We start from the raw sequence: 14150 nt of genomic DNA, 5'->3' as shown, positions 1-14150 counted from the left end.
GTGACCGACATCGACGTCGCCGAGTCGATCCGCGAGGGTCGCACCGCACTCGGCATCGAACTCGGGTCCACCCGTATCAAGGCGTGCCTCGTCGCGGCCGACGATCCGACGCGAGTGCTCGCCGTCGGCGGTCACGAGTGGGAGAACGAGTTCGTCGACCGCCGCTGGACCTACTCGCTCGAGGCGGTCTGGTCGGGCCTGCAGGCGGCGTACGCCGACCTCGTCGCCGACGCGCAGCGCCGGCACGGTGCGGCGCCGTCCACGTTCGGCGCCATCGGCGTCTCGGCGATGATGCACGGGTACCTCGCCTTCGATGCATCCGGTGACCTGCTCGTGCCGTTCCGCACCTGGCGCAACACCTCGACGGGGCCGGCCGCTGCCGAGCTCAGTGAGGCGTTCGGGCTGAACATCCCGCTGCGCTGGTCGATCGCGCACCTGCACCAGGCGGTGCTCGACGACGAGCCGCACGTCCGAGACATCCGCTTCGTCACGACGCTCGCCGGGTACGTGCATTGGAAGCTCACCGACCGGAAGGTGCTCGGCGTGGGGGATGCCTCGGGCATGTTCCCGATCGATGCGGCGACTCGATGCAGCTACGACGAGACGCTCATGGAGCGATACGACCTTCGCGTCGAGGGCACGGCGCTCACGGCGCCCCTCCACCGGTTGCTGCCCGAAATCCTCATCGCGGGTGAACCGGCCGGTGAACTCACCGCCGCGGGCGCCGCCCTGCTCGATCCGACCGGCACGCTGCAGCCCGGGATCCCGTTCTGCCCGCCCGAGGGCGACGCCGGCACCGGCATGGTCGCGACGAACGCGGTCGCCCCGCGCACCGGCAACGTCAGCGCGGGCACGAGCATCTTCGCGATGGTCGTGCTCGAACGCCCGCTCGCGAGCGCCCACGAGGAGGTCGATCTGGTCACCACCCCGGCGGGCGACCCGGTCGCGATGGTGCACTGCAACAACGGGGCATCCGAGCTCGCAGCCTGGGTGGGGCTCTTCGAACGGTTCGCAGCGGTCACCGGCTCGCCGGTCGCCCGGGACGCCGACGCGGTCTTCGGCGCACTGTTCGCCGAGGCACTCGAGGGCGAGGCCGACGCCGGCGGCCTCATCGCCTACAACCACCTCGCCGGCGAGCCGATCGCCGGGCTCGACGAGGGCCGCCCGCTCGTCGTGCGCACGCCCGACAGCCGGCTCACGCTCGCGAACTTCATGCGCGCACAGCTCTACGGCGTGTACGGCACGCTCGCGCTCGGCATGCGCGTGCTCGCCGACGAGGGCGTCGCGATCGACCGGATGTTCGCGCACGGCGGCATCTTCCGCACCGCGGGGGTCGCGCAGCGGTTCCTCGCGGGCGCGCTCGACGCGCCGGTCGCGGTCGGCGAGACCGCATCCGAGGGTGGGGCGTGGGGCATCGCGGTGCTCGCGGCGTTCCTGCCGCACGCGATCGCGATCAATGCGGGCGAGTCGAGGGCGGCCGACCTGGGCGAGTACCTCGACCAGCGGGTCTTCGCCGGCGCCGCGATCGAGGTCGCCGAGCCCGATGCCGCGGATGTCGCCGGCTTCGCCGCCTACCTCGATCGCTACCGAGCCGGCCTCGCCGCCGAGGCGGCCGCGGTCGGAGCGCTGTGATCAGGATCACCGGGCAGAACCGCAGACCCGCCCCATGAGCCCGGGTGGGCGGGCATCGCTCAATCCGGCGCGCTTGCCGAGCAATCGCCCGCCCATCCGACACGACACACACGACACGACACACACGACACGACACAACACGACACGAACCATCACCGACGACAGGACGCGCACCATGACCCGCACTCCCCTCACCACCTCGCTCGACCAGTACGAGGTCTGGTTCCTCACCGGCAGCCAGCACCTCTACGGCCCCGAGACGCTCGCGCAGGTCGCCGAGCAGTCGCGCACCATCGCCGAGACCCTCGACCGCGCCGATGGAGTGCCCGTGAAGGTCGTCTGGCTGCCCGTGCTCACCGACTCGGCCGCGATCAAGAAGGTCGTGCTCGAGGCGAACGCGGCCCCCAACGTCATCGGCCTGATCGCGTGGATGCACACCTTCAGCCCTGCCAAGATGTGGATCGCCGGCCTCGACGCCCTGCAGAAGCCGCTCGCGCACCTGCACACCCAGGCGAACGTCGAACTGCCGTACGCGGACATCGACTTCGACTTCATGAACCTCAACCAGGCCGCGCACGGCGACCGCGAGTTCGGGTACATCCAGACCCGGCTCGGGGTTCCGCGCAAGACGATCGTCGGCCACGCGAGCGACCCGCGTGTGCAGACCGAGCTCGCCACCTGGCAGCGTGCCGCCGCCGGCCTCGCGGCATCCCGTGACCTCAAGCTCGCCCGCTTCGGCGACAACATGCGCTTCGTCGCCGTCACCGAGGGCGACAAGACCGAGGCCGAGTTGCGGTTCGGCGTGCAGGTGAACACCTGGGGCGTGAACGAGCTCGCCGACGCCGTGCACGCGGCATCCGACGCAGAGATCGACCAGCTCGTCGCGCTCTACGAGGACGAGTACGACGTGGCGCCCGAGCTGCGGCGCGGCGGCGAGCGGCACGAGTCGCTGCGCTACGGCGCGGCGATCGAGCTCGGCCTGCGCTCGTTCCTCGAGGAGGGCGGGTTCGGCGCGTTCACCACGAGCTTCGAAGACCTCGGCGCGCTCCGGCAGCTGCCCGGGCTCGCCGTGCAGCGCCTGCAGGCCGAGGGGTACGGCTTCGGTGCCGAGGGCGACTGGAAGACCGCGATCCTCGTGCGCATCGCGAACGTCATGGGCGCCGGCCTTCCCGGCGGCGCGTCGCTCATGGAGGACTACACCTACGACCTGACTCCCGGAGACGAACTGATCCTCGGTGCGCACATGCTCGAGGTCGCGCCGTCGCTGACCACCGCGAAGCCGAGCCTCGAGATCCATCCGCTCGGCATCGGCGGCAAGGAGGACCCGGTGCGCCTGGTCTTCACCGCCGACCCCGGCCCCGCGGTCGTCGTCGCGATGAGCGACCTGCGCGACCGGTTCCGCCTCACCGCGAACGTCGTCGAGAACGTCGCGCCGCGCGAGCCGCTGCCGAAGCTCCCCGTCGGCCGTGCGATCTGGAAGCCCGCGCCCGACTTCCAGACCAGCGCCGCCGCGTGGCTCACCGCGGGCGCCGCGCACCACACGGTCATGACGACGGCGGTGGGGGTCGACGTCTTCCGCGACTTCGCTGAGATGGCGAAGGTCGAACTGCTCGTCATCGACGATGACACCACCCAGCGGGGTTTCGAACGCGAGGTGCGGTGGAACCAGGCGTACTACCGGCTGGCGCAGGGGTTCTGAGCGCGGGAGAGGGCCAAGCGGGCGGCGGGTTGAGCATGAACGAAGCGGATGTCACGACTGACGCGGAGTCCGAGGCATCCGCCGCCCTGCCGACGCTGTTCGACGTCGCGCGCCTCGCCGGCGTCTCGCACATGACCGTGTCGCGGGTCGTGAACGCCCGACCCGGTGTCGCCGAGGCGACCCGCGTGCGCGTCGAGGCGGCGATCGCCGAACTGCGGTACACGCCGTCGCCGAGCGCGCGCATCATGGCCGGCAGTCGTAGCGGGGCGCTCGGGCTCATCCTCGCGGGCCGACCCGACTTCGGGCCGTCGAGCGCGGCCCTCGGATTCACCGAGGCGGCGCTCGACGCCGGGTATGCGGTCAGCCAGACCAGCATGCGGGAGGTCGGAGAGACCACCCTCGCCGACGCGGTGCGCCGGCTCGAGCAGCAGCGGGTCGAGGCGATCGTGCTCATCTCGGGCGAACGCGCCGGCGTCGAGGTGCTGCGCGGCATCAGCCCGCAGTTGCCCGTCATCGCCGTCGCCTCCGCCGACGAGCCCGGGGTGCATCGCGTCTCGCTCGATCAGTACGCGGGCGCGGTGCTCGCGACCGATCATCTCGTCGCGCTCGGGCACCGCGAGATCCGGCATCTGGCCGGACCGGATGATTCGATGGATGCCGCGGAGCGGCGCCGCGCGTGGGCCGACACCCTGCGCGCGCATGGGCTCGCGGTGCGCGACCCGCTCGTCGGCGACTGGACCTCGGCGTCGGGCTATGCGGCGGGCGCGGTGCTCGCGGCAGACGCCGATGCGACCGCCGTGTTCGCGGGCAACGACCAGATGTCGCTCGGGCTCCTGCGCGCGTTTCGCGAGGCGGGCCGTCGGGTGCCCGACGACATGAGCGTGATCGGGTTCGACGACCTGCCCGAGGCGGCATACTTCGAGCCGCCGCTCACGACCGTGCGACAGGACTTCGACGGGCTCGGACGTGACGTGCTGGCGACGGTGCTCGACGTACTGCGTGACGAGCCCACCGCACCCGACCGCACCGCCCGCCGACCCGAACTCGTGGTGCGGGCGACCACCGCCGCATGGCGGGGCTGACGCCGCACCGCGTGCGGCTCAGGACCTCGAGGGGAGTTCCTGGAGGGTCCAGGCGTTGCCGTCCGGGTCGGTGAGGGAGACGAACCTGCCCCACGCCTGCTCGTCGACGCCCTGTGCGTCGACCCCGTTCGCACGGAGCTCGGCGAGGGCCGCATCGGCATCGTCGACCACCACCTGGATGACATCGAGCGAGCCGGGCGCGAGCGTCGCGCCGAGCCCCTCGCCGATCGCGATCGAGCACGCCGAGCCGGGGCGGCGTGAGTTGCACGAATCGCAGGTCATCGCTGACGCGGTGGTCGTGATCGGCGTTGAAGCCGAGCTTGTCGACGTAGAACGCCTTCGCGCGATCGACGTCTGACACCGGCACGTGGATGAGTTCGATCTTCCAGTCCATTCGATTCGTTCCCTTCGCCGAGTCGAGTCTTCCGAGACCCTCCGACACCGTCCGCACGGGCGACTCAGCTATCCCGGGCGGCCGCGCGAAGATGAGCGCTCACATTCAGTGACTCCGCTCGCACGCGGGCACAGCGACGAGCCCACACCACCTGGCATCCGTCGTAATCATTCTGTTATGCGATCCGGTCTTGTGAGCGCTCACAAGTGAGCGCTAACATCCGAGTGCGGCAGGTACCCAACCCGCCGTCCGGCGCACCAGGAACCGCAGCGACGCACACGCCCCGCCGGAACAATGAACAAGGAGGTTCATGATGAAGAAGCAGCTCATCGGCCTCGCGGCGGCAGGAGCCATGCTCCTCGCGCTCGCGGGATGCGCGAGCGACAGCGGCACCGACGGCGGCAACGCCTCAGGACCGAAGCCGATCGAGGAACTCGTCGTCGGATTCGCCCAGGTCGGCGCCGAGTCGGGTTGGCGCACCGCCAACACGAAGGACATCCAGGCGGCCTTCGAGGACGCGGGCATCGAACTGAAGTTCTCCGACGCGCAGCAGAAGCAGGAGAACCAGATCAAGGCGATCCGCTCGTACATCCAGCAGGGCGTCGACTACATCGCCTTCTCCCCGGTCGTCGAGACCGGTTGGGATGCGGTGCTCAACGAGGCCAAGGCCGCCGGCATCCCCGTCGTCCTGACCGACCGCGCCGTCGACTCGAAGGACACCTCGCTGTACGTGTCGTTCCTCGGCTCCGACTTCATCGAGGAAGGCAAGAAGGCCGGCCAGTGGGTGCTCGACGAGTACGCCGACGCCACCGAGCCGGTCAACATCGTGCAGCTCGAGGGCACGACCGGTGCCGCACCCGCGATCGACCGCGCCGAGGGCTTCGCCGACGTCATCGCCGAGAACGAGAACCTGAAGGTTATCGCCAGCCAGACCGGCGACTTCACGCGTGCCGGCGGCAAGCAGGTCATGGAGGCGATGCTGAAGGCGAACCCCGACATCGACCTCGTCTACGCGCACAACGACGACATGGGACTCGGTGCGATCGAGGCGATCGAGGCCGCGGGCCTCGTTCCCGGGCAGGACATCAAGATCGTCACGGTCGACGCCGTGCACGACGGCATGCAGGCGCTCGCCGACGGCAAGATCAACTTCATCGTCGAGTGCTCCCCGCTGCTCGGCAAGCAGCTGGTCGACATCATCACGACGCTGAACGACGGCGGAACGGTGGAGCCGCGGATCATCACCGAGGAGACCACGTTCACCCAGGAGCAGGCCATCGAGGCACTGCCCGACCGTCAGTACTGACGCCTGCCAGACTGCTCCGCAGAGCGGGCGGGTGCGCGACCCGAGGGCCGCGCACCCGCCCACCCCACGCAGTACCAGGCCGACGGTGCACGACCGCCGTAGCCGGCCGCCGCACCACCGCCCCACCCGCACCCTGCTCGATGGAGAGACACATGACCGACCCCGCACCCGTCGTCGAGATGCGCGGCATCTCGATCGAGTTCCCGGGCGTCAAGGCGCTCGACGGCGTCGACTTCCGGATGTTCCCCGGCGAGGTGCACTCGCTCATGGGCGAGAACGGCGCCGGCAAGTCGACCCTGATCAAGGCCCTCACCGGCGTCTACGGCGTGGACTCGGGCACGATCACGCTCGCCGGACAGGGCGTCTCGTTCTCCGGGCCCGCCCAGGCGCAGTCCGCCGGCATCTCGACCGTGTACCAAGAGGTCAACCTCTTGTCCAACCTCACCGTCGCCGAGAACATCATGCTCGGCCGCGAGCCCCGCCGGTTCGGCTCGATCGACTGGCGAGGCACGCGGCGGCAGGCCGCCGCCCAGCTCGAACGGCTCAACCTCGAGATCGACCCGACGTCGTTGCTCGGCGACCACTCGCTCGCCATCCAGCAGCTCGTCGCCATCGCTCGCGCGATGCTCGTCGACGCGAAGGTGCTCATCCTCGACGAACCGACCTCGTCGCTCGACGTCGACGAGGTCGCCGAGCTCTTCCGGGTCATCCGCGCCCTCAAGGAGCAGGGCGTCGCGATCCTCTTCGTCTCCCACTTCCTCGATCAGGTGTACGAGATCGCCGACCGCCTCACGGTGCTGCGCAACGGCAAGCTGGTCGGCGAGTACCAAACCTCGGAGATCCTGCGCATCGACCTCGTGCAGAAGATGATCGGCAAAGAGCTCGCGAGCCTCGAGGACCTCGAGCGCCGCACGCGCGCGGCCGAGGTCGACGACTCCGACGCGCACGTGTTCCTCCGCGCCGAGCAGATCGGGCGCAAGGGCGCGCTCCAGCCTGTCGACCTCCCCGTCGCCGAGGGCGAGGTGGTCGGACTCGCCGGCCTGCTCGGCTCCGGCCGGACCGAACTCGCACGGCTGCTCGGCGGTATCGACCGCGCGGACAGCGGCCGGCTCGCGCTCAGCGGTGCCGACGTCAAGCTGCGCACCCCGCGCCAGGCGATCAAGCGCCGCATCGCGTATTCGAGCGAGAACCGACGCGACGAGGGCGTCGTCGGCGACCTCACCGTGCGCGACAACATCGTGCTGGCCCTGCAGGCCGACCGGGGCTGGTTCCGTCCGATCCCGCGCAGGCGGCAGGACGAACTGACGCAGAGCTACATCCAGGCGCTCAACATCCGCCCGGGCAACGGCGAGGCGCTCGTGCGCAACCTGTCGGGCGGCAACCAGCAGAAGGTGCTGCTCGCCCGCTGGTTGGCGATCGCACCCAGGCTGCTCATCCTCGACGAGCCGACCCGCGGCATCGACATCGGAGCCAAGGCCGAGATTCAGAAGCTCGTCTTCAACCTCGCCGAGAACGGCATGGGCGTGGTCTACATCTCGGCCGAGCTCGAAGAGGTGCTGCGCCTCAGCCATCGCGTCGCGGTGCTGCGCGACCGGCAACTGGTCGCCGACCTCGTCAACGACGGGCTGACGGTCGACACGCTGATGGCCCTGATCGCCGAGGGGTCGGATGACGAGGATGCTCCGCTCGAACCGGGCTCCGAGGCATCCGCCGACACCGCTGCAGGCACCACCACCGATGCATCCGATGCATCCGACCCGTCCGCCGCTCCCATCACGACCCCCACCGGAGGCAACCGATGAGCGCCCTCTTCGCCCGCATGGTCGCGAGCCGGCTGTTCTGGCCGATCGTCATGCTGCTCGTGCTGTTCGCGGTCAACCTGATCGCGTTCCCCGGCTTCTTCTCGATCACGGTGCGCGACGGCCACCTGTTCGGCAGCCTGATCGACATCCTGCGCAACGGCGCACCGACGCTCATCATCGCGGTGGGCATGACGCTCGTGATCGCCACCCGCGGCATCGACCTGTCGGTGGGTGCGATCGCGGCCATCTCGGGCGCGGTGGCGTGCGCGATCATCCTCGGCTCGCCGAACCCCGGCAGCATCTCGACGGTTGCGGTGGCCATCGCGGTCGCGATCCTCATGTCGCTCGTGTTCGGCGTGTGGAACGGGTTCCTCGTGGCAGTGCTCGGCATCCAACCGATCATCGCGACGCTCATTCTCATGACGGCCGGCCGCGGCGTCGCGATGCTCATCACCGAGGGACAGATCCTCACCGTGAACTCACCGCCGTTCAAGGCGCTCGGATCGGGCTTCTGGCTCGGCCTGCCGGTCGCGACGATCATCGCCGCAGTGCTGTTCGCATTCGCCGCGCTCATCACCCGCCGCACGGCGCTCGGCATGCTCATCGAGTCCGTCGGCATCAACCCCGAGGCGTCCCGGCAAGCCGGCGTGCGCGCCCGCGGCCTGCTGTTCACCGTCTACACCTTCTGCGCGGTGTGCGCGGCGATCGCCGGCCTCATCCTGACCGCGAACACGGCTGCGGCCGACGCGAACAACACGGGCCTGTTCATCGAGCTCGACGCGATCCTCGCGGTCGTGATCGGAGGCACGTCGCTGGCCGGCGGACGCTATTCGCTCGCCGGTACGCTGGTCGGCGCGCTCGTCATCCAGACGCTCGTCACGACGGTCTACACGGTCGGCATCCCGCCGATCGCGACGATGGTGTTCAAGGCCGCGGTGGTCACCGTGGTCTGCCTCCTCCAGTCGCCCACCACGAACGCCGCGCTCGCGTCGTTCCGCCGAAGTCTGGCGATTCGCGCCGGGAAGGGAGCAGCCGCATCATGACCGCCCTCACCGACGCACCAGGCGGCGCCCGTCGCCCCGGCGGACGCGGCTCGGCCGACGGCCCCGCCCGAGGCCCAGGCTCGGCCGGCCGGTCCGCGAAGCACCGGCTCCAGAGCGTCCTCGGCGTGATCACCAGCCCCAAGTACGGGCCGGTCACCATCACCGCACTGCTGTTCGTCGCGGTGTTCGTGATCGGTGGCATCCGCTATCGCGGGTTCCTGTCGGGGCAGGTGTTCCTCAACCTGCTCGTCGACAACTCGTACCTCATCGTGCTCGCCGTCGGCATGACCTTCGTCATCCTCACCGGGGGCATCGACCTGTCGGTCGGCGCGGTCGTCGCGCTCAGCGGCATGATCGCGGCCAGCCTGCTGCAGGCGGGCTGGGGCCCCGAGACGGTGATTCCGCTCATCCTGATCTCGACCAGCTTGCTGGGCCTGCTCGTCGGGTTCATGATCCACGTGTTCAAGGTGCAACCGTTCATCGCGACACTGGCGGCGATGTTCCTGGCCCGTGGGCTCTGCTACGTGATCAGCCAGTCGTCGATCTCGATCACCGACCCGACGTTCGTGCAGCTCGCGGTCACCCGCATTCCGCTCGGCGGTCGCATGTCGATCACCCCGAGCGTGATCATCGCGGTGGTCGTGGTGCTCATCGCCCTGTGGGTGCTGCACCGAACCCGGTTCGGCCGCACGGTGTACGCACTCGGCGGCAGCGAGCAGTCGGGCATGCTGATGGGCCTGCCCGTCGCGCGCACCAAGGTGCTCGTCTACGTGGTGAGCGGGTTCTGCTCGGGCCTGGCCGGTGTGCTGTTCACGTTCTACACGCTGTCGGGCTACCCGCTCACCGCGATCGGCACCGAACTCGACGCGATCGCCGCGGTCGTCATCGGCGGCACGCTGCTCACCGGCGGCTACGGATTCGTGCTCGGATCCGTGCTCGGCGTACTCGTGCTCGGGGTGATCCAGACGATCATCACCTTCGAGGGCACCCTGAGCTCGTGGTGGACGAAGATCTTCATCGGCGTGCTGCTGCTCGTCTTCATCATCCTGCAGAAGGTGCTCACGGCGCGGCGACGATGAAGCGGCACGGCGCGAGGTGCCACGTGCCCGAGAATCGGCAGAAGGACAAGCGAGAGTGATCGGGCGCGGGACGCGCCGGGCGAGGAGCGGGCGGTACCGGTGACTGAAGCAGAGAAGGCTCGCGCTGCGACGATCTTCGACGTGGCGCGCCTCGCGGGGGTGTCGCACCAGACCGTCTCCCGTGTGCTCAACGACCTGCCGAACGTTCGCCCGGCCACCCGCGACCGCGTCGAGGCGGCGATCCGCCAGCTGCGGTACGTGCCGTCGCAGGCGGCTCGGGCGCTCGTCACCCGGCGCAGCCGCACCCTCGGGCTGATCATGACGGGCGCACCCGACTTCGGCCCGTCCGCGACCGCGCTGCACTTCAACGAGGCGGCTCGCGAGGCCAGGTACGCGGTGATCATGGCCAGCCTGCTCGAGACGGATGCCGCGTCCCTGCGTTCCGCGGCAGAGTTGCTGGTGCGCCAGAACGTCGAGGCCGTGGTGCTCATCGCCGCCCGTCGCTCCGCGGTCGACGCGGTGCAGGGCATCGAGCTCGGGGTTCCGCTCGTCGCGGTCGCCTCGCAGGGCGCGGCGATGACCCACCGGGTGTCGCTCGACCAGTTCGAGGGCGCTCGACGGGCGACGTCGCACCTCGTCGAGCTCGGGCACCGCGACATCCGCCACATCGCCGGTCCGGGCGACTCGCTCGACGCGGCCGAACGGATCCGCGGCTGGCGCGCCGTGCTCGGCGCGAACGGGCTGGTCGCGCGCGAGCCGCTGGTGGGCGACTGGTCGCCCGCGAGCGGGTACCGGCTCGGTCGCGAGCTCGCGACGGATGCCTCGTGCACAGCGGTGTTCGTCGCCAACGATCAGATGGCGCTCGGCGTGATCCACGCGCTCGCCGACGCGGGCCGTGCGGTGCCGGGCGACGTCAGCGTCGTCGGCTTCGACGACATCCCCGAGGCTGAGCACTTCGCACCGCCCCTGACGACCGTGCGCCAGGAGTTCGACCTGCTCGGCCGCGACGCGCTGGCCACGGTGCTCGGATTGCTCGGCGACGAGGAGGCCGCCGATCCGCCGCTGCGCGCGCCGGCCCTTGTGGAACGGGCCTCGACCGCTGCGCCCCGCTCGGCCACCGACCCTGCCGGCGCTCTGGTTCTGCCGGTGGCCTCGACGAAGGCGCCGCGTGGCGAACGCGACCCTGCAGGCGGTCCCTCGAGGTGAACGCGGTTCCTTCACCGCGCCGGGCGGCGGTGGGAGGATGGGCCGTATGGCACTGCACATCACCGGAGACCCCGCGGCCGACGACCTGCTGAGCGGCGACGCGTTCGCGTTGCTGGTCGGCATGCTGCTCGATCAGCAGGTCGCGATGGAGACCGCGTTCGCCGGACCGGCGAAGATCCGCGAGCGTCTCGGCGCGGTCGACCCCGCCACGATCGCGGCGACCGACCTCGACCGGCTCGTCGAGGTGTTCCGTCAGACCCCAGCCGTGCACCGGTACCCCGGTTCGATGGCCGAGCGGGTGCAGGCGCTCGCCGCAGCCGTGCGCGACGACTGGGGCGGCGAGGCATCCGCCATCTGGACGCAGGGCGACCCGAGCGGCGCCGAGGTGCTGAAGCGGCTGAAGGCCCTGCCGGGCTTCGGCGACCAGAAGGCGCGCATCTTCCTCGCCCTGCTCGGCAAGCAGTGCGGGTTGGATGCCTCGGGCTGGCGCGAGGCCGCCGGCGCCTACGGCGAGGAGGGGTCGTTCCGCTCGGTTGCCGACATCACCAGCGCCGAGTCGCTCGCGAAGGTGCGCGCGACGAAGCAGGCGGCGAAGGCGGCGGCCAAGGCCGCGAAGGGCTGACGGATGCCGCGCCCGCGCGCCGACCGGATGCGTCCGCGAAGCTGGGCGATACGACGGTAGGGGTCGAGGATGGCTCCGCAGGGGGATGCACCGCCCGGACACGGCGGAGAGAGTGGGGGACATGATCGCCACCGCTGCGCCCGAGCCGCCGGAAGCACCCGAGCCGCCGGAAGCACCCGAGCCGCCGGAAGCACCCGAGCCGCCGGAACCGCCCGTGCCGCCGCTGCCGCCCGAGCCGTCCGCCGCTGAACCGTCGGTGCCTCGCGCTGCTGCCGCTCGCCCGTCTGCGCGTCGGCGGCTGATCGACAGCGACGCGTGGCCAGAGGCGATTCTCACCTGGTTCGTCGTCGGCGCCGCCGCCGTCGCGCTGTTCGCGGTCGCGGTGCCGCTCGACGCGACGATCTACGGCGTGCCGGTTGCGGCGGCGTTCGCGGTCGCGCTGCTGCAGACCGGAAGCCTGCCGCTCGCATTGCGGTGGCCGTGGGCGGCGGTCGGCGCGTTCCTGGTCGGGCAGGCGCTGTTCGGCGTGTTGGGCAGTGCCATCCCCGGTGCCCCATGGCCGGTCGGCGTGCCGCAGATGATCACGGCGACCCTGCTCGTGGGGCTCATCGCGTGGCAGGCACGCGATCTCGCGGCGGTCGTGCTGTGGGTGGGGGCGATCGTGGTGCCCCTCGGCGCCTCGTTCCTGCCCGACCGCGGGGCGACGCCCGACGGGGTGGTGGCGAACCTCGTCACGAGCGCGTCGGTGACCGCCGTCGTGCTGGGCCTCGGTCGGGCCGCCGCGATGACCCGGCGTCGGTTCGCCGCCGCGATCGACGAAGAGCGCCGCGCCGGCGCCGCCGAGCACGAGCGTCGGCTGGTCGCCGAGGAGCGCACGAGAATCGCCCGCGAACTGCACGACGTGGTCGCGCACCGGATGTCGATCATCCAGGTGCAGGCGACCAGCGCGCCGTATCGACTGCCCGATCTCGACCCGGTCGCCGCCGCCGAGTTCGCGGAACTCGCCGCGGCTGCGCGTGCGGCGATGGCCGAGATGCGCGAGCTGCTCACCGTGCTGCGCACCGCCGACGCCGTAGCCGAGACCTCGCCGCAGCCGGGTTTCGCCGAGCTGCCGGCCCTCATCGCGAGCGTCGAACGCGCGGGCCTGCCCGTGACGGCTCGCATCGAGGACCGCCTGCGCGGCGAACTCGTCGGCCAGATCGCCTATCGCATCGTGCAGGAAGCCCTGAGCAACGTGCTGCGGCACGCGCCGGGCGCGGCCGCCGCGGTCGAGGTTCGGCGCGAGCGCGGCGCGGTGATCGTCGACGTCGAGAACACCCCGGCGGCTCCCGCGCCCGCGCGCGCGGGCGACGGAGGCGACGACGGCCGCGGTCACGGTCTGCGCGGCATGCGCGAACGCGCGCGACTCGTCGCCGGGGCACTCGAGGCGGGTCCGACGGACGCGGGGGGATTCCGTGTGCACGCGGTGCTGCCGGCGGTGCACTCGATCGGCACGGCCGACGGGGCGGCCTCCGACCCGCCCGTCGACCGCGGGGAGGCCTCGTGACGATCACCGTGCTCGTCGCCGACGACCAGGCGATGGTGCGTGCCGGCTTCGCCGCCGTGCTCGACGCGCAGGAGGGCATCGAGGTCGTCGGCCAGGCCGTCGACGGCGCCGAGGCCGTGCGACTCGCGCACGAACTGCGCCCCGACGTGGTGGTGATGGACGTGCGGATGCCCGGTATGAACGGCATCGAGGCGACCACTGCGCTGCAGACGCCACCGCGCTCGAGCGACTACGTGCCGAAAGTGCTCATGCTCACCACGTTCGACATCGACGAGTACGTGCACGCGGCGCTGCGCGCCGGGGCGAGCGGGTTCCTGCTGAAGGACGCCCTGCCCGACGAGGTCGCGCGTGCGGTTCGGGTCGTCGCGGCCGGCGACGCCCTGCTCGCGCCGAGCGTCACGCGCCGGCTCATCGAGGACGTCGCCCGCCGTGCGCCCGCCCCCGTCGTGGACGAGCACCTGCTGGCGGGGCTCACCGCGCGCGAGCGCGAGGTGCTCGAGCTCGTCGCGCGCGGCCGCTCGAACCAGGAGATCGCGGCCGACCTGTTCATCGCCGAGCAGACCGTGAAGACGCACGTGTCCAAGATCCTGCAGAAGCTGGGCCTTCGCGATCGCGTGCACGCCGTGGTGTTCGCGTACGACACGGGGCTGGTGCGCCCCGCGCGCTGAGCGCGGCGCTCGTCAATCCTGCCCTCGTTTGGACGCGTTTCGGCGGGTCTCCCCGCCGAAGCGCGCCGAAA

The 14150-nt window shown here is 70.9% G+C and carries 11 protein-coding genes and 1 pseudogene; 11 read left to right on the top strand and 1 reads right to left on the bottom strand.

Features of this window, described 5'->3' with window-relative positions:
* The 3 genes from FLP10_RS05520 to FLP10_RS05510 all read left to right on the top strand — a co-directional run bounded on the left by FLP10_RS05520 (position 1) and on the right by FLP10_RS05510 (position 4413).
* On the top strand, positions 1 to 1632 hold the full coding sequence (locus FLP10_RS05520) for a xylulokinase (RefSeq protein ID WP_149159965.1): 1632 nt from the start codon (positions 1 to 3) through the stop codon (positions 1630 to 1632).
* A gap of 175 nt (positions 1633 to 1807) precedes the next feature.
* Entirely contained in the window at positions 1808 to 3331 is a 1524-nt protein-coding gene (araA, locus tag FLP10_RS05515) for an L-arabinose isomerase (RefSeq protein ID WP_149159964.1), read from the top strand.
* A gap of 35 nt (positions 3332 to 3366) precedes the next feature.
* Complete coding sequence (locus tag FLP10_RS05510) at positions 3367 to 4413, top strand: LacI family DNA-binding transcriptional regulator (protein ID WP_149159963.1); 1047 nt, start codon at positions 3367 to 3369, stop codon at positions 4411 to 4413.
* An 18-nt stretch (positions 4414 to 4431) separates the two neighbouring features.
* Here the strand turns inward: FLP10_RS05510 and FLP10_RS05505 are convergent.
* Positions 4432 to 4807 (bottom strand): annotated as a pseudogene (locus FLP10_RS05505) (glyoxalase superfamily protein).
* A 310-nt stretch (positions 4808 to 5117) separates the two neighbouring features.
* Between FLP10_RS05505 and FLP10_RS05500 the strand changes: the two are divergent.
* From FLP10_RS05500 to FLP10_RS05465, 8 genes are all read left to right on the top strand, one after another.
* Positions 5118 to 6113 (top strand): ABC transporter substrate-binding protein, encoded by a 996-nt coding sequence (locus FLP10_RS05500; RefSeq protein ID WP_210418482.1) that lies wholly within the window; start codon positions 5118 to 5120, stop codon positions 6111 to 6113.
* 152 nt (positions 6114 to 6265) lie between these two features.
* The gene (locus FLP10_RS05495) at positions 6266 to 7915 is read left to right on the top strand and encodes a sugar ABC transporter ATP-binding protein (protein ID WP_149159962.1); all 1650 of its coding nucleotides are present in this window, start codon (positions 6266 to 6268) and stop codon (positions 7913 to 7915) included.
* The gene (locus FLP10_RS05490; protein WP_149159961.1) at positions 7912 to 8958 is read left to right on the top strand and encodes an ABC transporter permease; all 1047 of its coding nucleotides are present in this window, start codon (positions 7912 to 7914) and stop codon (positions 8956 to 8958) included. Before FLP10_RS05495 ends, FLP10_RS05490 begins: the two co-directional genes overlap by 4 nt.
* Complete coding sequence (gene yjfF / locus FLP10_RS05485; protein WP_149159960.1) at positions 8955 to 10037, top strand: galactofuranose ABC transporter, permease protein YjfF; 1083 nt, start codon at positions 8955 to 8957, stop codon at positions 10035 to 10037. The genes FLP10_RS05490 and yjfF overlap by 4 nt, the downstream gene beginning before the upstream one ends.
* Before the next feature lie 99 nt (positions 10038 to 10136).
* Complete coding sequence (locus tag FLP10_RS05480; RefSeq protein ID WP_149159959.1) at positions 10137 to 11243, top strand: LacI family DNA-binding transcriptional regulator; 1107 nt, start codon at positions 10137 to 10139, stop codon at positions 11241 to 11243.
* Between the two features lie 46 nt (positions 11244 to 11289).
* Positions 11290 to 11865: an HhH-GPD-type base excision DNA repair protein gene (locus tag FLP10_RS05475; protein ID WP_149159958.1), complete on the top strand. Its 576-nt coding sequence runs from the start codon at positions 11290 to 11292 to the stop codon at positions 11863 to 11865.
* A gap of 121 nt (positions 11866 to 11986) precedes the next feature.
* On the top strand, positions 11987 to 13411 hold the full coding sequence (locus FLP10_RS05470; protein ID WP_149159957.1) for a sensor histidine kinase: 1425 nt from the start codon (positions 11987 to 11989) through the stop codon (positions 13409 to 13411).
* On the top strand, positions 13408 to 14079 hold the full coding sequence (locus tag FLP10_RS05465; protein ID WP_149159956.1) for a response regulator: 672 nt from the start codon (positions 13408 to 13410) through the stop codon (positions 14077 to 14079). The genes FLP10_RS05470 and FLP10_RS05465 overlap by 4 nt, the downstream gene beginning before the upstream one ends.
* Positions 14080 to 14150 lie beyond the last annotated feature (71 nt).

It is taken from the genome of Agromyces intestinalis (assembly GCF_008365295.1).
Lineage (GTDB): Bacteria > Actinomycetota > Actinomycetes > Actinomycetales > Microbacteriaceae > Agromyces > Agromyces intestinalis.
This window is presented reverse-complemented; position numbering and strand designations above follow the sequence as displayed.